This window comes from Alteromonas sp. AWJ4_199, assembly GCF_056159165.1.
The window spans coordinates 50,305-68,482 of record NZ_JBSWUR010000003.1 but is presented as its reverse complement, the minus strand read 5'-3'; the positions used below and the strand labels follow the sequence as shown (position 1 = coordinate 68,482).

16 protein-coding genes are annotated in these 18,178 nt (G+C 43.5%); 9 read left to right on the top strand and 7 right to left on the bottom strand.

What is annotated here, in order from left to right; translation table 11 throughout:
* Positions 1–3: 3 nt before the first annotated feature.
* Both ACXAER_RS17365 and sodB read right to left on the bottom strand, forming a co-directional pair.
* Positions 4–1,926: a PrkA family serine protein kinase gene (locus ACXAER_RS17365; RefSeq protein ID WP_269916060.1), complete on the bottom strand. Its 1,923-nt coding sequence runs from the start codon at positions 1,924–1,926 to the stop codon at positions 4–6.
* A gap of 241 nt (positions 1,927–2,167) precedes the next feature.
* Positions 2,168–2,749 carry a superoxide dismutase [Fe] gene (gene sodB, locus ACXAER_RS17360; RefSeq protein ID WP_474831326.1) on the bottom strand — a complete coding sequence of 194 codons (582 nt, stop codon included), beginning with the start codon at positions 2,747–2,749 and terminating at the stop codon, positions 2,168–2,170.
* Positions 2,750–3,097: 348 nt separating this feature from the next.
* On the opposite strand from sodB, the gene ACXAER_RS17355 reads away from it, so the two are divergent.
* From ACXAER_RS17355 to ACXAER_RS17335, 5 genes are all read left to right on the top strand, one after another.
* Positions 3,098–3,448: a Grx4 family monothiol glutaredoxin gene (locus ACXAER_RS17355; RefSeq protein ID WP_136780857.1), complete on the top strand. Its 351-nt coding sequence runs from the start codon at positions 3,098–3,100 to the stop codon at positions 3,446–3,448.
* A 334-nt stretch (positions 3,449–3,782) separates the two neighbouring features.
* A complete protein-coding gene (locus ACXAER_RS17350) occupies positions 3,783–6,353 on the top strand; it encodes a TonB-dependent receptor plug domain-containing protein (protein WP_474831325.1) in 2,571 nt (856 codons plus the stop codon).
* Between the two features lie 166 nt (positions 6,354–6,519).
* Positions 6,520–7,080 carry an RNA polymerase sigma factor gene (locus ACXAER_RS17345; RefSeq protein ID WP_474831674.1) on the top strand — a complete coding sequence of 187 codons (561 nt, stop codon included), beginning with the start codon at positions 6,520–6,522 and terminating at the stop codon, positions 7,078–7,080.
* 1 nt (position 7,081) lies between these two features.
* Entirely contained in the window at positions 7,082–8,137 is a 1,056-nt protein-coding gene (locus tag ACXAER_RS17340) for a FecR family protein (RefSeq protein WP_474831324.1), read from the top strand.
* Between the two features lie 100 nt (positions 8,138–8,237).
* Positions 8,238–11,309 carry a TonB-dependent receptor domain-containing protein gene (locus ACXAER_RS17335; RefSeq protein WP_474831323.1) on the top strand — a complete coding sequence of 1,024 codons (3,072 nt, stop codon included), beginning with the start codon at positions 8,238–8,240 and terminating at the stop codon, positions 11,307–11,309.
* A 149-nt stretch (positions 11,310–11,458) separates the two neighbouring features.
* Here ACXAER_RS17335 and ACXAER_RS17330 read toward each other — a convergent pair whose 3' ends face one another.
* Positions 11,459–11,653 (bottom strand): bacterioferritin-associated ferredoxin, encoded by a 195-nt coding sequence (locus ACXAER_RS17330; RefSeq protein WP_025254510.1) that lies wholly within the window; start codon positions 11,651–11,653, stop codon positions 11,459–11,461.
* A 287-nt stretch (positions 11,654–11,940) separates the two neighbouring features.
* On the opposite strand from ACXAER_RS17330, the gene ACXAER_RS17325 reads away from it, so the two are divergent.
* Positions 11,941–12,546: a peroxiredoxin gene (locus tag ACXAER_RS17325; protein ID WP_474808007.1), complete on the top strand. Its 606-nt coding sequence runs from the start codon at positions 11,941–11,943 to the stop codon at positions 12,544–12,546.
* A gap of 74 nt (positions 12,547–12,620) precedes the next feature.
* On the opposite strand, the gene rnt is transcribed toward ACXAER_RS17325, so the two are convergent.
* A complete protein-coding gene (rnt, locus tag ACXAER_RS17320) occupies positions 12,621–13,256 on the bottom strand; it encodes a ribonuclease T (protein WP_474831322.1) in 636 nt (211 codons plus the stop codon).
* Between the two features lie 341 nt (positions 13,257–13,597).
* Between rnt and ACXAER_RS17315 the strand changes: the two genes are divergently transcribed.
* Positions 13,598–14,470: a flagellar protein MotY gene (locus ACXAER_RS17315; RefSeq protein ID WP_474831321.1), complete on the top strand. Its 873-nt coding sequence runs from the start codon at positions 13,598–13,600 to the stop codon at positions 14,468–14,470.
* 37 nt (positions 14,471–14,507) lie between these two features.
* Here ACXAER_RS17315 and glpQ read toward each other — a convergent pair whose 3' ends face one another.
* The 3 genes from glpQ to ACXAER_RS17300 all read right to left on the bottom strand — a co-directional run bounded on the left by glpQ (position 14,508) and on the right by ACXAER_RS17300 (position 17,132).
* Entirely contained in the window at positions 14,508–15,704 is a 1,197-nt protein-coding gene (gene glpQ, locus ACXAER_RS17310) for a glycerophosphodiester phosphodiesterase (RefSeq protein ID WP_474831320.1), read from the bottom strand.
* 105 nt (positions 15,705–15,809) lie between these two features.
* The gene (gene gloA / locus ACXAER_RS17305; RefSeq protein ID WP_474831319.1) at positions 15,810–16,205 is read right to left on the bottom strand and encodes a lactoylglutathione lyase; all 396 of its coding nucleotides are present in this window, start codon (positions 16,203–16,205) and stop codon (positions 15,810–15,812) included.
* 216 nt (positions 16,206–16,421) lie between these two features.
* On the bottom strand, positions 16,422–17,132 hold the full coding sequence (locus tag ACXAER_RS17300; RefSeq protein ID WP_474831318.1) for an SDR family oxidoreductase: 711 nt from the start codon (positions 17,130–17,132) through the stop codon (positions 16,422–16,424).
* 325 nt (positions 17,133–17,457) lie between these two features.
* Between ACXAER_RS17300 and cspE the strand changes: the two genes are divergently transcribed.
* Positions 17,458–17,670 (top strand): transcription antiterminator/RNA stability regulator CspE, encoded by a 213-nt coding sequence (cspE, locus tag ACXAER_RS17295; protein WP_025254517.1) that lies wholly within the window; start codon positions 17,458–17,460, stop codon positions 17,668–17,670.
* Positions 17,671–17,834: 164 nt separating this feature from the next.
* Positions 17,835–18,014, top strand: a complete 180-nt coding sequence (locus ACXAER_RS17290; protein WP_334057716.1) for a hypothetical protein — start codon at positions 17,835–17,837, stop codon at positions 18,012–18,014.
* The last annotated feature ends 164 nt before the right edge of the window (positions 18,015–18,178 follow it).

Below are 18,178 nucleotides of genomic sequence, written 5' to 3'. Positions count from 1 at the left end.
AGGCTATGACGCTTTTCGTACGCGTAGGTACCATTCACAAAGCAAGCGAACTTGTTTTTGCGTATAGCCTTTTTCGGTCATACGATTTACAAAGTCGTCGTGCTTTTTCTGCTCTTCTGCTGAGCCTTTGGTGTTAAAAGAAATAACGGGCAGTAAATCTTCCGTGTTAGAGAACATCTTCTTCTCAATGACGGTGCGAAGCTTCTCATAACTTGTCCATGCTGGATTTTTGCCGCCGTTATTTGCACGGGCTCTCAAAACAAAGTTAACGATTTCGTTACGGAAGTCTTTCGGGTTGCTAATCCCAGCGGGCTTCTCTGTTTTTTCTAACTCAGCATTAAGCGATGCTCTGTCAAACAGCTGCCCGGTTTCTGGGTCGCGATACTCTTGGTCTTGGATCCAGAAATCAGCATAAGTCACATAGCGGTCAAATAGGTTTTGCCCGTATTCAGAGTATGACTCTAAATAAGCGGTTTGAATTTCTTTGCCTATGAACTCCACATAGCGGGGAATCAGGTAGCCTTTTAAAAACTCCAAATACTTATCAGCGGTTTCTTGGGGGAACTGTTCACGCTCAATCTGACGTTCCAATACGTAGAATAAATGAACTGGATTCGCTGCCACTTCTTGATGATCGAAGTTAAACACGCGAGAGAGGATCTTAAATGCAAAGCGGGTGGATAACCCCTCCATGCCTTCGTCGACACCTGCGTAATCTCTGTACTCTTGATAAGACTTCGCTTTCGGGTCGGTGTCTTTTAAGCTTTCTCCGTCATAGACCCGCATCTTTGAAAACATGCTAGAGTTTTCAGGCTCTTTTAAACGGGATAGCACGGTAAACTGTGCTAAGCATTCCAAAGTGTCTGGTGCACAGGGAGCGCCACTAAGTTCACTGCTATCGAGTAATTTTTTATAAATGCGAATTTCTTCGCTTACTCTTAAGCAGTAAGGGACTTTAACAATATAAACACGGTCTAAAAACGCTTCGTTGTTTTTATTGTTTCTAAACGATTGCCACTCAGATTCGTTTGAGTGTGCCAGTATTAATCCATCGAAGGGAAGGGCTGAGAAGCCTTCCGTTGGATTATAGTTGCCTTCTTGTGTGGCGGTTAATAGTGGGTGTAGCACCTTAATTGGCGCTTTAAACATCTCTACAAATTCCATTAAGCCTTGGTTGGCTTTACACAGGGACCCTGAATAACTGTAAGCGTCTGGGTCATTCTGTGCATATTGTTCTAGGCGGCGAATATCAACCTTACCCACAAGAGCTGAAATATCCTGGTTATTCTCATCTCCCGGTTCGGTTTTAGCTATGCCCACCTGGTCAAGCACCGATGGATAAACCCGAACCACTTTGAACTGGGTAATATCACCATTGAACTCATGAAGGCGTTTTCGAGCCCACGGTGACATAATAGTTTTTAGGTAGCGCTTAGGAATGCCATATTCTTTTTCTAATATGTCGCCATCTTCTTTGACATCGAATAGACAGAATGGATGATCATTCACTGGTGAGCCTTTAAGCATGTAAATAGGCACGTGCTGCATTAGCTCTTTAAGTCTTTCAGCCAGTGACGATTTACCGCCGCCAACTGGGCCGAGTAAATAAAGTATTTGTTTCTTCTCTTCAAGACCTTGTGCGGCATGCTTGAGGTAAGAGACGATTTGTTCAATGGCTTCTTCCATGCCATAGAATTCTGAAAAAGCTGGATAACGAGAAATGACGCGGTTGGAGAAAATGCGGCTTAGAGCCGGGTCGTTGGCAGTGTCGATTAGTTCTGGCTCACCGATGGCTTGTAACAAACGTTCTGCAGCGTTTGCGTAAGCACTTTGATCTTCCTTACAAATTTCAAGGAACTCCCCAATGGTGAACTCTTCCTGTTTTCGCTCTTCATAGCGACTTTGATAGTGTTCAAAAATACCCATGAATACCCCTTAAATACGGAACCCCGTAATTTCAGCTTAGTAGGTATTTGAGAAAAGGATAGTAATTATTGTGTATAGTTTTTAATCTTTTCGTCTAATGAAAAATGCAACTTTAATAAGAATTTAGTGTCTCTTAATGAAGCTTTTACATAAACAAAAGCCCCGCTGTAAAGCGGGGCTTTCTATTCGTATTCTTAAACGCTATGTAGCACACAGTGTGTACTACAGAACGGCGTCTGGCTTATGCAAAGTTTTTGCTTGCGAATTCCCAGTTAACTAGAGCCCAGAAGTTTTCTAGGTACTTAGGACGCGCGTTGCGATAGTCGATGTAGTAAGCGTGTTCCCAAAGGTCGACAGTAAGTACTGGTGTTAGGTCATCGCCAGAAATAGGTGTTTCAGCGTTGCTAGTGTTAACGATATCTAGGCTACCGTCTGAAGTTTTAACTAGCCAAGTCCAGCTAGAGCCGAAGTTGTTAACTGCTTTGTCGTTAAACGCTGCTTGGAAGTCTGCAAATGAACCCCATTTGGCGTTAATCGCGTCAGCTAGTGCGCCAGTAGGCTCGCCGCCGCCATTCGGGCTAAGGCAGTGCCAGTAGAACGTGTGGTTCCAAACTTGCGCTGCGTTATTGAAAACACCGCCTTCAGAAGATTTAATGATTTCTTCTAGGCTTTTGTTTTCCATGTCAGTACCTTCAACTAGGCCGTTAAGCTTAGTTACATAAGTAGCGTGGTGCTTGCCATAGTGGTACTCAAGCGTTTCAGCAGAAATATGCGGTTCTAGTGCATTTTGTTCGTATGGTAATGCTGGTAGTTCAAAAGCCATGACGGTCTCCATGTTGGTTTAGTATTGTAGTCTAAAGCACACTTATCTTCGCCTGTTCAATAAGTGCCAGTCAACGCTTAGCCGACTATATCACTTTAGACGCTAAAGCATATCCCAAATGTGGGGATAAAGTCTTATAACTCAATGACAAAATTGTGAATTTTTTTCAAAATCTATTTTGTGGAAATCTAGCGTTGGTAGATATACAGGTAGATAGGGATAGAGCGTACTAAAAGATCAATTCAGTAATGGGTAATTAAAAGGGATTTTATGATACCCTTCGCCTTGATAAATCATATATGCATTCCCATCTTAGAGGGAATACACTTTTGTGCTCAGAGGAATCAAATGGATAATACTGAAAATCAATCAACGCTAGATAGAATCAAGCAGCAAATCGAAGAAAACCCAATTTTGTTGTATATGAAAGGTTCTCCTAAACTACCTAGCTGTGGCTTTTCTTCACAAGCATCACAAGCGTTGATGTCATGTGGCGAACCATTTGCGTATGTAGATATTTTACAAAACCCTGATATTCGTGCTGAACTACCCAAATACGCGAACTGGCCTACATTCCCACAGCTATGGGTAGAAGGTGAGCTTGTTGGTGGTTGCGATATTATTATCGAAATGTTCCAACAAAACGAACTTCAGCCGCTTATCAAAGAGACAGCTGAAAAATACAAAGAAGAAGAGTAAGTCTGTCGATTTGTAGCAGATTTCTGATATTTTAAATATCGATTAAAAAGCTGGTTTTATGCCAGCTTTTTTCATTAAAAACCGCCAAAAATTTCTCACTTTCATTCCCGTAAAAACTATATAGACAGGTCAGAAATCAAAATCCTCTATAGCTTGAAAAAATATTTTTATTTTGTCGAAAAAGGTTTGTTTTTTAATACCTTGCGTTCTATAAAATCAAGCATCTGGCCACAAATGAGTCAGTGTTGAAGGTATAAAATAACAACCTCTCGGAACATTTTTTTATTGTGCTAATAGCGCTAAAAGTGTTTCAGAGAAAATCCGGGAAACCACCATGAATACATCCTTGTCTTTATTGACCAAAAACGTGCGCGGCGTATTAGCTGCATCTGCCGCGTTTTCAGTAATGGCTACTGCACCTGTTTATGCGCAAGAAGCAGAAGAGAGTGCGAAAGCTGAAGATTATGAACAAATTGCCGTCGTCGGTTCGCGCGCAGCGCCTCGCTCTGTAGCAGACTCTGCGGTGCCAATTGATATCATTTCTGACGAAGAATTTAAGCAGCAGGGTGCCACAGATATGGTATCTATGATGCAAACCGTAGTTCCGTCTTTTAACGTTAACGACCAGCCAATCAACGATGCTTCAACGCTAGTACGTCCTGCTAACCTTCGCGGTATGGCATCGGACCACACGCTTGTACTTGTAAACGGAAAGCGTCGTCACCGTTCTGCGGTAATCACCTTCCTAGGTGGCGGTCTATCAGACGGTGCACAAGGCCCTGATATTTCAGTAATTCCAGCAGCGGCACTTAAGCAGGTGGAAGTACTTCGTGACGGTGCGGCAGCACAATATGGCTCAGATGCCATTGCAGGGGTTATTAACTTCGTACTTAATGATGCGTCGGAAGGCGGTTCATTCGAAGCCCGTTACGGCTCTTATTACGAAGGCGACGGCGACATGATTCAGCTGTCGGGTAATGTAGGCCTACCACTTTCTGATAAGGGGTTCATTAACCTTTCAGCCGAATACCGTACTGCTGATGATACCTCTCGCAGCGTTCAGCGTGACGATGCAGCGGCGCTTATTGCGGCAGGTAATACATTTGTGGCAGATCCTGCACAAATTTGGGGTTCGCCTGAAATTAAGCATGACATCAAGCTTTTCGCTAACGCGGGACTAGAGCTTTCCGATACGTCAGAAGCTTATATATTTGGTAACTTTGCCGAGCGTGAAGTTGAAGGTGGCTTCTACTTCCGTAACCCGCACAATCGTGGCGGTGTAAACGACGGTGGTACAAATGAAGACGGTGAGCAGCTACTTCTGGTTGGTGATTTAACAGGCGACATGTCAGGTAACTGTCCAACAGATATCGTGGTTGGTGACAACGTTCTTGAAAACCCTACCTATATCAATCAGGTGTTAAACAATCCTGATTGCTTCGCGTTTAATGAGATTCTTCCGGGCGGTTTCACACCTCGCTTTGGCGGTACGGTAACCGATATGTCTCTTGTCTTTGGTACCAAAGGCGAATTAGCCAATGATATTACCTATGACGTAAGTTTAAACCTTGGCCAAAACGAAGTTGATTTTTCTATTAGCAATACAATTAACCCGTCTTTAGGCCCAGAAACGCCTTTCGAGTTTAGCCCAGGTCGTTATACCCAATCTGAGCAAACTCTTGATATTGATTTTACAAAACCTTTCGATGTTGGTTTGTATGAGCCGCTATTTGTAGCGACTGGCTTCCAATACCGCAACGAAAGTTATGAGAGCTTTGCAGGTGATACTGCCTCTTATGAAATAGGTCCGCTGGCGACACAAGGCTTTGGCATTGGCTCAAATGGTTTCCCTGGCTTGGCGGCCAATAGCCAAGGTCGTGTGTCCCGCAACAACATCGCGCTTTACATCGACGCAGAAGCCTACATCACTGAAAACTTTATGCTAGCCGGTGCGCTACGTTACGAAGATTTCTCTGATTTCGGTAATACAACCAAAGGTAAGATTGCGTTCCGTTGGCAAGCGCTAGAGAACATTGCGTTCCGTGGTGCGTTCTCAACAGGCTTTAAAGCACCTACGCTGGGTCAAAGTAATGTACGTAACGTAACAACTGCGTTTGGTACGGGCGGTGAGCTAATTGACCGTGCAACACTACCTCCAACAGATCCTGTATCTCAACTTAAAGGCGGTGAGCAGTTAACGCCAGAAGAGTCAGAGAGCATCACATTTGGTGTGGTAGCAGACTTTGAAAATGGTCTATTCATTACTGCCGACTACTACAACATTGAACTGACAGACCGTATCAGTACAGCGTCTGGTATCGCGTTAACAGAAGAAGATATTGCGACGCTACTAGCGCAAGGCATTAATGATGCATCTAGTTTCTCTGAAATTAGTTTCTTCACGAATGACTTTGATACGACTACTGAAGGTCTTGATGTAGTTGCTAACTACTCGATGGAGATGATGGGTGGTGAAACTAAATTCTCACTAGCCTACAACTGGACATCTACAGAGGTAGATCGCGCTTCAGATAATATTTCTGAGTTCCGTATTCGCATGCTAGAAGATAACCTTCCAGCAGTGCGCTACAGTGCAACAGCAAATCACACTAACGGTGACTGGCGCTTCCTTGCACGCTTGAACTATTACGGTAGCATCTTTGAAGATCACTTAGATTCTGCATTACCTATTGAAAAAGTAGGTTCGGAATTTACTGTGGACTTAGAAGTGGCTTATAACTTCACTGAAGAGTTTACTGTAACAGTAGGCGCGAAAAATGCCTTTGATGAATACCCAGATGAGAATACGCAGTATGCCGGTATAGCAGGTTCGTTGTATCCAACTACCTCACCAATCGGTATTAACGGTGGCTTCTATTATCTAAGAGGTGTTTACACGTTCTAATCGCTAACTATTAGCGAAAATAACTTTCACAATTGTTTCGACGTGAAGGGGAGCGTTAGCTCCCCTTTTATTTTCAATATCGAACATCATTTGCGTGAAAAGTTATGAAGAAACAGGCATTATTGATGCCATTGTAAGCAATTCGAAACACACAACTTTTATTATTATGACAAGAAAGTCGACAGTAGCTGAAACCTTTTTAAAATACCGCTCGAAGTTAATGCGCGCGGTAGGTTCTATTGTTGGCGCCGACGACATTGAAGATATCGTGCAAGAAGCTTTTATAAAAAGCTACGAAGCAGAATTAAAACAAGAAATACAATATGAGCGGACATATATGCTCAAAACAGCGCGTAATTTAGCGTTGAACCATGTTGCAAAAGCAGAAAATAAAAACAAGCAGCAGCTAGATGACATGGATATTTTGCCTTACGAACTAGTGGGGCACAGTTTAGAAAAAAATGTAGAGAGTAAAGAGCGCTTTATTCATTTTTGCCGAGCGACAGACACCCTGTCTGCTGATGTAAAACGCGTATTTTTACTTAAAAAAGTATATGGCATGCGACAAAAAGAGATTGCAGAGCTTGTGGGGCTAAGCGAAAGCACCGTAGAAAAGCATGTCGCCAAAGGTTTAATGATGTGCTCTAGGTATTTAGCAGAGCTTTCAAATGACAGTGCATCTCCCCGTGCCACTGCTACCGCGACTCAGGACATAAGCAGTAGTTAACATGAATAATATTCGCCAGTTTTCAAGCAAAGAAGATATCCAAGAGCAAGCGTGCCTTTGGGTAAGCCGTCTCGATCGCGGTTTAAAAAGTGACGAAAAGGTAGAGTTAGACACCTGGTTGGCAGAAAGTAATGCCCATCGCCAAGCTCTACTAGATGCCGCAAGCTTGTGGGACGATATGTCGGTGCTTAATGAATTAAGCGGTTTGTTCCCTGAACCAACAGCGCGACATACTACCAAAGGGCGTACCCTACCGAAAAACGCTGTATGGGGTATTGCTGCCACTTTCTTAGTTATGGCAATCGCGGTTGGCGTCATTGTTCAGCGCACTTGGCTAAATAGCGCGCCTGAATTTGCTGCTGTTAGCCAAAAAGTACAAACAGGTGTTGGTGAACAGAAAAATGTAACCTTATCCGATGGTTCGCAGCTTCATCTAAACACCAACTCTTTAGTAACGGTAGATTTCACATCAAGTGCACGTAATATTGTACTTTTGAAAGGCGAAGCCCATTTTGAAGTGGCTCATGATAAAACCCGCCCTTTTTCTGTTACCGCTGGAAACAATACTGTAACAGCAGTAGGTACCGCGTTTAATATGCAGTATGTTGACGACAACGCATTCGAACTTGTTGTTACCGATGGCAAAGTGTTAGTAAAAGACCGCTTTAAAGCGTCATCTTCAAATGAATCATTGTTTGGTAAGCGCCCTGTTACAGAAGAAGGTCTGCTAATGTTTGCCGGGGAGAAAGCGACTGTTTTGGGTAAAGTAGAAGCCCGAGAAAGCATGTCGCAAGATGAAATTGATGATGATTTGGCATGGCAGCAGGGCATGATAGTTTTTAAAGGCGAGCCCCTTGAATCTGTGCTACTGGAAATTGGGCGATACACGCCAGTCCGTTTTCACATCTCTGACAATAGTTTGCGTAAGCGCAGAGTGGCGGGTTATTTCAAAGTGGGCGATATAGACGGCTTGCTGTCGGCACTTGAAAGCAGCTTTAATATTACCTATGAGAAAGTTACAGAAACCAGTATTGAGCTTAAGCTAGCGAAAAGTTAAATATTGTTTGATAGATAGGTGATATTAGTTATTCCCTATTGGCATCAATTTATTTAATGTGACAATATAACTAGAATAATAAGTACATCGATTATATATCTTGCATTACGGCAATTTGGCGATAAGTAGGCAAACCAAAAAAGCAATAAAGAAGCTGCGTGCCTTTGCGTGTTCGGCTAGTTGTATTTCGCGCAAAAGAACAGCGTGGCCTTCATACTTCTCGCTTGCAGCGCCCTTACATATTGCCTCGAGTGTATGTTTAATCTTATTCATAACACCGTCACTCTACGCGCAAGACGAGAGCGGTTCGACTCTCAAAAATCCTCAACCTTCTAAAACTCTTCCGGCATCAGCGCCCGATGCGTTTAGTTTCTCTATTCCAGCACAGAACGCTAACGAAGCCTTAACTGAATTAGCTAAACAAGCCAACACTACCCTTTTGTTTCCTTTTGATTTGGCGAAGAAAGTAACGACCAATGCGCTTAAGGGAACCTTTACCTTGAGTGAAGCATTAGCTCAGCTACTTGAGGGCACTGAATTAGCGGTGGTAGCCGATGAAAATGGGGCGTTGAGTATTCGTTCCCGCGCATCGCTAACAGCACAACGTAAACAGACTGATGATAATGAACAGGCAGATGACGAGGGGGCAGACGGGCTTGAAAAAATTGCTATCGTTGGCTCTCGTAACGCGCCTCGAAGCGCTGTCGACTCGGCAGTGCCTCTTGATGTTATTGGAGCAGATAAACTAAGTTCTCAGGGCAATAGCGACGTCCTTTCCATGCTAAGCGTTATGGTGCCTTCACTAAACGTGAACGACCAGCCCATCAATGATGCAAGTAGCTTGGTGAGGCCTGCTAATTTAAGAGGCATGTCGTCAGATCACACTTTGCTCTTGTTAAATGGCAAGCGACGCCATCGCTCAGCCGTTATCACATTTTTAGGCGGGGGGTTATCTGATGGTGCTCAAGGTCCCGATATATCCGTTATACCTGCTTATGCGTTAAAACAAGTGGAGGTACTGCGAGACGGGGCCTCTGCTCAATATGGATCAGATGCTATCGCTGGTGTGATCAATTTTGTGCTAAAAGATGACCGCGAGGGTGGGAGCGTTGCGCTTAAAGCCGGAGGGTACAGCGAGGGCGATGGCGAACTGTTTCAAATACAGCTTAATAAAGGCTTTACGTTAGGAGAATCGGGTTTTTTTAACACCACTGCGGAATACCGACAGCAAAACGGCACGTCGCGCTCGGTACAGCGAGATGATGCCCAAGGGCTATTGGAACAGGGAAATAGCTTTATCGCCTCGCCATCTCAAGTTTGGGGGGCCCTTGATGTTAACGAAGATATCAAACTTGCGCTCAATGCAGGTGCTGATATTTCAAAAACGTCCCATTTTTATAGTTTTGCGACCGCCGCGAGAAGAGAGATAAACGGAGGGTTTTATTTTCGAAATCCGCAAACTCGCGAAGGGGTATTTAGCCGAACGGATCCGAATACCGGCGAAAGCCGCCTTATTGTTGCTGATTTGGATGGGCTAAATAGCGGTATAGCGTGCCCTTCAATATCTTTATCAAATGACAACGTACTAGAAAACCCTGATTACCAACTTATCGCAGATAACACGACCTCACTTGGAGCAAATTGTTTTGCCTTTAATGAATGGTTCCCTGGTGGTTTTACTCCTCGGTTCGGTGGAACGATTACCGATGCTTCTATTGCAATGGGTATAAAGCATGAATTGCCTAAGGGGTGGGCGATGGATATCAGTGCCACCTTGGGCTATAGCGATATTGAGTACACTATATCGAATACGGTCAACCCTTCGCTAGGGCCGCAAAGCCCAACGACCTTTTCTCCAGGCGGGGTATCACAAGTAGAACGCACGCTAAACTTAGACTTTACTAAACTGATCCAGACTATTTTTGACGACCCCGTGAGCATTGCTGCTGGCGTTGAGTGGAGAAAAGAGACGTATTTTCAAAAAGCGGGAGATGAAGCCTCGTATATCGCTGGCCCTTTCGCTTTAGAACCACCGATAGGTTTAAGTGAAGGCTTCTCAATAGGCTCTAACGGTTTTCCTGGTTATCAACCTCAGTCTGCTGGTCACTGGAGTCGCAGCAATTGGGCTGTGTATGCCGACTTGGAATTTTACGCGACTGAAGATTGGCAGTTTGGTGTAGCAACGCGAGTAGAGCATTTCAGTGATTTCGGGTCAACATTTGATGGAAAGCTAAGTACTCGCTACACACTTAACGATATGTTTGCACTGCGAGGTTCTTTAAATACGGGCTTTAAAGCTCCGACTGTGGGCCAAAGTAATGTTATAAATGTAACTACTGCCTATGGCCTTAATGGCTTGGAAGACCAAGCAACATTGCCGCCAACCGACCTTATCTCGCAGCAGCTTGGGGCCACGCCGCTGACGCCTGAAGAATCAGTAAACTTTAGCTTGGGCTTGGTTATGCAAGCAAGTGACAACTTCTTTGCTACGCTCGACTATTTTAATATTCGCCTTACCGATCGTATCAGTACCACATCGGCCATTCCTTTAACCGAGGATGACGTTAATACGCTTGTTGCTCAAGGGCGTTTTGATGCGGCCCGATATAATTCCGCTAAGTATTTTACCAATGATTTTGATACCAAAACCCAGGGTATCGATTTAGTTGTAAACTACAATTTTGCGTTAAGCGACTGGTCAAACTCTGTGTTGGTCGCCTACAACTGGACAGACACGCAAGTTGAGCGTGTATCTCTGTACCCGGTGTTAAGCGATGGGGAAATAACGCTTCTGCCCAACTTAACTGAGGCTCGAATACGTATGTTAGAAGACAATCTCCCTGCTCATCGAGGGAGCATTACCTTAGAACAGTCAAAAGACGAATGGGCCTTCACTTGGCGTTTAAACTACTACGGTAAATTTTATGAAGATCATCTAGATGCTTCGGCAGGCTTGGATATTTACGGCAGTGCGCTAACCACTTTCGATGCTCAACTCGCTTGGAAGATTTTGCCTGATACTCAACTTACTTTTGGAGCGCAGAACTTATTTGACGCGTTACCAAATGAAAATCCGTTTCAAGGTGAGGTTGGGGCGCTTTATCCACCAACATCCCCTGGCGGTATTAATGGCGCATTTTACTATGCAGGTGTTGAATACAGCTTTAAATAGCTAATAGTATTGACGAAGCTAATTTAGGAAAAGTTGAGGGTGTCAAACCGAGCTTTTAAACATGGATAAAGCTTTAACTTCAATAGATAGGGTAAGCGTGTTCGGAAATAAGCCTGTGTTATTTAGCCTGATAGCCTTGGACTTTTATATTAGCCGACGTCTTTGAAGAGAGATTCGTCAATAATGGTTTGATCGATAATTTGTTGTGCCATATTGATGCACTTACCGCATTGTGAGCCAAGCTCTAAATGTTGACGTAACTCACGCATATTACCCACGCCGTTTTCTTCAACCGCCGCGCGAATGCTTTTATCTGTTACCCCATAGCACATGCAAACAAACATTAAACGTACTCCAAATGAATCTGTAAATGATAATAATTGTTATTCTTTGTTTTGGCAAGTAGGTAATGGCAGATTTAATAAACCGCAATTAGGTAACGACTGGGTAATGTCCGGGACAGTTTTGTTCTATGCTGTTCAGTTATTGGTACGAGCAGTAAAAAAACTCATTGTTTAATATTGTTATTTCCGTATTCGTACCTATTTTCTGGATAGGAAATTTCTCATCAAAGTGATTGCGCAATGTAATCACCTTTATTATTACAATCCAAATATAAATGGAGAGACTCATGAGTGTATTAGTTGGCCGTCCGGCACCTGATTTTACTGCAGCTGCGGTACTTGGTAGTGGTGAAATCGTAGATTCTTTCACGCTAAGTGAAGCTATTAAGGGCAAAAAAGCGGTTGTATTCTTCTACCCACTAGATTTTACCTTTGTATGCCCGTCAGAGCTTATCGCTTTCGACAAGCGTTATGACGAGTTTAAAAAGCGCGGTGTTGAAGTAATTGGTGTTTCAATCGACTCTCAGTTTTCACACAATGCGTGGAGAAATACCCCAGTAAATCAAGGTGGTATTGGTCCAGTTAAATATACTCTTGTTGCTGACGTAAAACACGACATCTGCCAAGCATACGATGTTGAGCACCCAGAAGATGGTGTTGCTTTCCGCGGTTCATTCCTAATTGATGCAGAAGGTATGGTACGTCACCAGGTAGTAAACGATCTTCCACTTGGTCGTAACGTTGACGAAATGCTTCGCATGGTTGATGCACTAGCGTTCCACGAAGAGCATGGCGAAGTTTGCCCAGCAGGTTGGACCGAAGGTAAATCAGGTATGGATGCATCACCTGAAGGTGTAGCTAAATATCTATCTGAAGAAGCAGATAAGCTATAAGCAAACCTGTTAAAAGATAATAGAAAAACAGCGCCTTTTGGCGCTGTTTTTGTTTACGGCGTTTATCGAAAAAACTATTCTTGATTTTCTACTGGCCAGCCACCTAAGGCCTTATAGCGATTTACCATATAGCAAAATAGCTCGGTGGTTTTCTGTGCATCGTAAAGGGCGCTATGCGCTTCATTTTGGTCAAACGATATCCCAGCCGCTCGACATGCTTTTACCAGCACAGTTTGACCAAGGGCAAGGCCCGCTAGGCTGGTGGTATCGAAGGAAACAAATGGGTGAAAGGGCGTGCGCTTTATATTGCAGCGCTCAATCGCAGCATTAACGAAGCTTTGATCAAAAGTTGCGTTATGAGCAACGATAACAGAACGCTGACAGTCTGCATTTTTCTGTGCTTTGCGAATACCTTTACATAAATCCTTCATGGCTTCGCTTTCCTCAATAGCACCTCGTAATGCGCAATTCGGATCAATGCCATTAAATTCTAATGCCGCAGGCTCAAGGTTAGCACCCTCGAAAGGATCTATATGATAGTGAAAGGTTTGGTCAGGATGCAGTACTCCTTCTTCATCCATTTTCACCGTAACCGCTGCTAACTCTAATAAGGCGTCAGTGCCTGCATTAAATCCGGCCGTTTCAACGTCGATGACAACGGGAAAATAACCTCGAAAGCGCTGGGAAAGAAGGGGCGGGTTGGCAGACATAAACACTCTTGTAAGACTAGGTTGCAGAAACTGGTTGGTCGCTTTTTATGCAAACCTACCTGCGAAACTTATTAGCACAGAGAATTATCGCAAGGATATCTTCGAGTTGCCAGTTTCAATTTGAAAACCGAGAAGATGAGAAGCGCTAATAGTACGAAACGCTAATGGTATTAAACGCTAAACTTTTCTACACTTTGGACGATAATCTTATTAACCATGAATTTTTCAAAACGTTCTATTTGCGGCTTAAAGCGAATGGGTACAATTTATGGCTCTTAAAGATTGGTGGGCGTATGAAAGGCCTACATTCATGTTAGTCTGACTTTCGTTATGGTGTCGAAATGGTGTCGAAATTAAAATATATCGCTTTATTGGGGATGGTGGGGTCGCTGTCGTCCCATGCTGCCATGCGGCAATATTCTGCAACCATTGAAAGTTCCAACTGGCGTATTGATACGGACACGCGCCTGCAGTGTACACTTAACCATGAATTGCCTGGTTACGGCGAAGCCATGTTCACTAGTTCTGCGTCGAAGCAGCTCAACATGGAATTTGAATTAGATATGTACATGCTGCCAAACAAGTTTGATGTGGCTGCGGTCTACTCTGTTCCGCCAAAGTGGATGCCGGGTGTGGCGCCAAAGACCATCGCGGATATGTCTATTCGAAAGCAATACAATGGCGACCTGCCGCAGGATGCTGCATGGACTATGCTGTCTGAGTTGGAGAAAGGCTTTTGGCCCACGATTTATTACCAAGATTGGTATAACAAATATGACCAAGTGAGTGTGGCATTAAACGCAAGCAACTTCTCAGGCGTGTATCGCGACTTTGTTAAGTGCGTGTCGAACTTGCTTCCCTTTAGTTTTGATGACATTTCTTACACCGTATTGTCTTATCAGAATAACAGCACCGAACTTACTAAGTATTCGCAAAAGCGTTTAACTATGATTGGCGAATATTTAAAAGAAGACAGTGAATTGGAGCTTGTGCTTCTCGATGGTTATACGGACAGTTACGGTGGACGTTACAACAACGAACAATTGTCTATTCGAAGGGCCAATGAAGTAAAAAGCTATCTCACTACGCTAGGTGTACCTGAAGATAGGATCCAGCTGACAGGCCACGGTGAAAAACGTCATATCGCGCCAAACGATACGCGGGAAAGCCGTGCACAAAACAGACGCGTAGTGGTACGACTATCCAAGTCTTAGGCGCTTGCTAAAGCGCCTTAAACCCGTTTAACTTGCGTTAATTTGTTTTGTCTCGCCAGGTTAATACAGGCACTAAATGGTCGGTGAAAACGCCATCAGCTCGCACTACCTTGTGCAATACATCTAAAATTTGTTCTCCAGACATGCCCGCTGGAAGCGCATCCTGACGATAAGTGTAGGGGTGAATTGTAAGTTCATTATTGTGAGCGTACTGAACCCAGCTTGCTGCTTCTACTTTCCCTTTAGCCATCGCCTCATTATCCATTAAATGGCCTAACCAAGGGCCTATGCCGTTTGCATACTTCGCGACTTGCTTCATGCCATCTTGTGTACGCAGCCAATCGTAGTCGGTGTCGCTCTCGCCCCAATCGTTCTCGCCAATCAGCATAACTACTTTGCCCTTATAGCCAAGGGTTTCACGAATACGCTTGACCTCGTTAAAGTCAAAGCATTGCAGGTAACTATTGCCGTTTTCTCCCGCAAACCCGTAGTTTTTTAATGTGTCGATAACCATCTTACTGGCATCAATACCTTCAGCAATGTGAAAAGCAGGGGACTTTACTTCTGGATATACGCCTACAGACGTGCCGAATTGGCGATTAAGCTCGCTGATTAGCTCAAAGTGTTCACTTAACGTGGCCACTTTAAAATTAGCCTGGGAGCCGCGGTACCTACTTTTAAAAACTTGTTTGCCATCACTGTTGGCACGTTCATGTACCCGCAATGCTCGAAGCTCTTCGAGGGTGAAGTCACGGGCGTAATAGCGTCCGTCCTTTCGGTGACGCGCTGGAAAAATTTCTTCTACATTAGTGACTGTCTCTAAGTGAATGTCGTGCAGTACAACGGGGATGTCATCTTTGGTTATAACAACATCCTGCTCTATAAAGTCAGGACGCAGCGAGAACGCTAGCGTGGCTGCTTCAAGGGTGTGTTCCGGCAAATAGCCAGAAGCGCCGCGATGGGCGATAACGGTAAAATGCGGTCTTTCGCTAGTGGTATGTTCTGCTTCAGCTTGCGAGGTTTTACTATTCGTAGCATCAGCTGCAAACGTACTCTCAGAGGCAAGGGCACCTGTAAATAGCACCACCAAAGCAGGTAGTAACGATGCCAACCTGGTCGTATATCTATTGCGAAACCTAGCATTGCCCTTTAATAGCAACTTAAGCTTGTTCGACGAACCCGCTACAGCCTTGCTTACACGGTTTAAAGAAAATAATAAGCGGTTACCTAGCATGTGACTGCCACTCCATGTGTTTACTTTTATCGCCTTCTTACTTATGCCGTACATTTCACAGAAAGCTTATGTTACAAGCGCTTAAAAGATATTGGCGACGTCGCGCTATAGTGAAATAGACTTATTTTGAATAAGTTCTATGGCATACCCATCTGGATCGCGAACAAAAGCGATGACGGTAGAGCCACCTTTTACTGGGCCAGGTTTACGATACACCTCAGCGCCATTTGCTTCTAAGTTTTCACAAAACTGATAGATGTCGTCTACTTCAATAGCGATGTGGCCGTACGCGTTACCCTTATCATAGGTGTTGTCACCCCAGTTATAGGTAAGCTCTAACACAGTGCTATCGGTCTCTTCTCCGTATCCTACAAAAGCGAGGGTGTACTCATACTCTTTGTTTTCTGATTGTCTGAGAAGGCGCATGCCCATCAATGAGGTGTAAAAGTGAAGTGACGCCTCTAAGTTTTCAACTCGAAGCATGGTGTGAAGGATTCGCATAACTATTTCCTATTTGAACCATCAGAATTACCCGATGGTACACTGCATTGTAAGTGTGCGTTTGCAGTTGCTACATGTACGCAGAACTCGAGCCACACAGAGCCCCATTCATACGGCTCCCTGCAGAGCACTTTCGTTGGTCAACGCAAACGACACACCATGATAATGGGGAAATGTTAACGCTTTAAGACAGTTTTACCATTCCACTTAAACGTATTAAAAACCCCACATGCCGATATTATCAATTTTAAGTCTACGTGGCTGGCTTAACAGGTAGACCACCATTTTGCCTAAGTCTTCGTTTTGAATAAGACCCTTATCTACCTTCTCTGATTCTGTTTTCTGTGACTGAATTAGCGCAGGGTTGAGTGAGTGAACGTGAATGCCATAAGGTCGCACCTCCTCTTGAAGAGCTTTCCCAAGCCCCACCAATGCGAATTTTGACGCGCAGTAAACGCCGGCATTGGCATATCCATTTAGTGCCGCCTGAGAGGCAATATTGATAATGTAACCTTCTCGATTTTCAATCATATGGGGCACTACTTGCTTACACATAAGGAAGGAACCTTTTACATTGGTATCCATCACTTCGTCCCAATCGTCTTCACTGGTTTCCCAGATAAGCGTTTCTTTACCAAACCCACTGTTATTGATAAGAACGTGAAGTTCGCCAAATGTATTTTTAACTTCTTTTACAAAACTTGCTACTTCATCACTTTTTGATACATCACATTTTGTCCCAATGACTTTACCGGGGAATAGCGCATCTAATTGTTCAACTGTCTCGTTTATCGTCTGTTCAGTGCGTCCGCAGATAGCTACTTTCATTCCTGCATCTAATAGAAAGTGGGTTATAGTTTTACCCAGCCCCTTACCACCGCCTGTTACAATGGCGGTTTTATCTAATAATGAGTACATGTCTGTCATAATTAAAACCTAGCGAAAAAAAATAAGATTAACTTAGCTGGTATTGGCGTTATACAAACATACGTATTCATTGTGAGCCAGTAATAAGGTTGCATTGGAATGCTTAAAAAATAATCCCAAAATAATTGGACATCGCGATCAATAACCTGTACTGTCTCGCTCGCTCTAGATATGTTTTATGCTTTACCTAATACTGCGCTGTACCTTTCTTTATACCTTCAAATTGAAGTGCTAGATAGATATACAACTGCTTTACTAGCTTAGTTATGTCTATTGCTATTCGGTGGCTTCCACCATTACATCAATTTTTTAAAAGGTTATTATTATGTCTAATTCTGTAAATGGTACAGTTAAGTGGTTTAACGAAGAAAAAGGTTTCGGTTTCATTACTCCTGAAGCTGGTGGCAAAGACGTATTCGTACACTTCCGTTCAATCACTTCTGACGGCTTCAAGACTCTTGCTGAAGGTCAAGCGGTTAGCTTTGAAGTTGAACAAGGCCAAAAAGGCCCACAAGCTGCTAACGTAACAGTTCTTTAAGACCTGTAAGCAAGCTTAGGGTTATTTCTCTTATTTGAAGTAACCCGCAAAGATGGGCTCTTTTTCACGTAAAATGTGAAAAGAGCCTAATTTTCGTTTTTAGATTTCTTAACCCAACCTGCGAGGAATTCAAAACAAACAATATCAATAAAGAAGTATTTAATATGCAATTTCAAAACTCTATCTCTACCATTAACAGCCTTATTCCAGGTGCGTTAATTTCAAATATCTCCATAAATAAAACAGCTGTTGCCTTCAAACATGCGAATACCTATCGACATGTTCAGTTATCATCAAGACAAGAAGCAAAGCGATTTATTGATCAGCTTATTCAAGAGAGCTAATTAAGTTCTAACTACCCATTCTATGCTTTCGTGCTTAATAACAGGCGCTTAAGAGACTTTATCGCTGTATAGTCAATAATGATGCTAAAAAGCTAAAAGGTTATAGGTCTTGCGTGTTCAGTCGTGCAACTGTGTCGTATGTATTAAACGCTGTAAATAATGGT

Bases quoted from the DNA above. Each gene is read 5' to 3' on its own strand.
- gloA (WP_474831319.1), bottom strand. From the start codon at position 16,205: ATGCGAATCCTTCACACCATGCTTCGAGTTGAAAACTTAGAGGCGTCA.
- ACXAER_RS17290 (WP_334057716.1), top strand. From the start codon at position 17,835: ATGCAATTTCAAAACTCTATCTCTACCATTAACAGCCTTATTCCAGGT.
- ACXAER_RS17315 (WP_474831321.1), top strand. From the start codon at position 13,598: ATGGTGTCGAAATTAAAATATATCGCTTTATTGGGGATGGTGGGGTCG.
- ACXAER_RS17365 (WP_269916060.1), bottom strand. From the start codon at position 1,926: ATGGGTATTTTTGAACACTATCAAAGTCGCTATGAAGAGCGAAAACAG.
- ACXAER_RS17300 (WP_474831318.1), bottom strand. From the start codon at position 17,132: ATGACAGACATGTACTCATTATTAGATAAAACCGCCATTGTAACAGGC.
- rnt (WP_474831322.1), bottom strand. From the start codon at position 13,256: ATGTCTGCCAACCCGCCCCTTCTTTCCCAGCGCTTTCGAGGTTATTTT.
- ACXAER_RS17355 (WP_136780857.1), top strand. From the start codon at position 3,098: ATGGATAATACTGAAAATCAATCAACGCTAGATAGAATCAAGCAGCAA.
- ACXAER_RS17330 (WP_025254510.1), bottom strand. From the start codon at position 11,653: ATGTTTGTTTGCATGTGCTATGGGGTAACAGATAAAAGCATTCGCGCG.
- glpQ (WP_474831320.1), bottom strand. From the start codon at position 15,704: ATGCTAGGTAACCGCTTATTATTTTCTTTAAACCGTGTAAGCAAGGCT.
- cspE (WP_025254517.1), top strand. From the start codon at position 17,458: ATGTCTAATTCTGTAAATGGTACAGTTAAGTGGTTTAACGAAGAAAAA.
- ACXAER_RS17325 (WP_474808007.1), top strand. From the start codon at position 11,941: ATGAGTGTATTAGTTGGCCGTCCGGCACCTGATTTTACTGCAGCTGCG.
- ACXAER_RS17350 (WP_474831325.1), top strand. From the start codon at position 3,783: ATGAATACATCCTTGTCTTTATTGACCAAAAACGTGCGCGGCGTATTA.
- ACXAER_RS17345 (WP_474831674.1), top strand. From the start codon at position 6,520: ATGACAAGAAAGTCGACAGTAGCTGAAACCTTTTTAAAATACCGCTCG.
- ACXAER_RS17340 (WP_474831324.1), top strand. From the start codon at position 7,082: ATGAATAATATTCGCCAGTTTTCAAGCAAAGAAGATATCCAAGAGCAA.
- sodB (WP_474831326.1), bottom strand. From the start codon at position 2,749: ATGGCTTTTGAACTACCAGCATTACCATACGAACAAAATGCACTAGAA.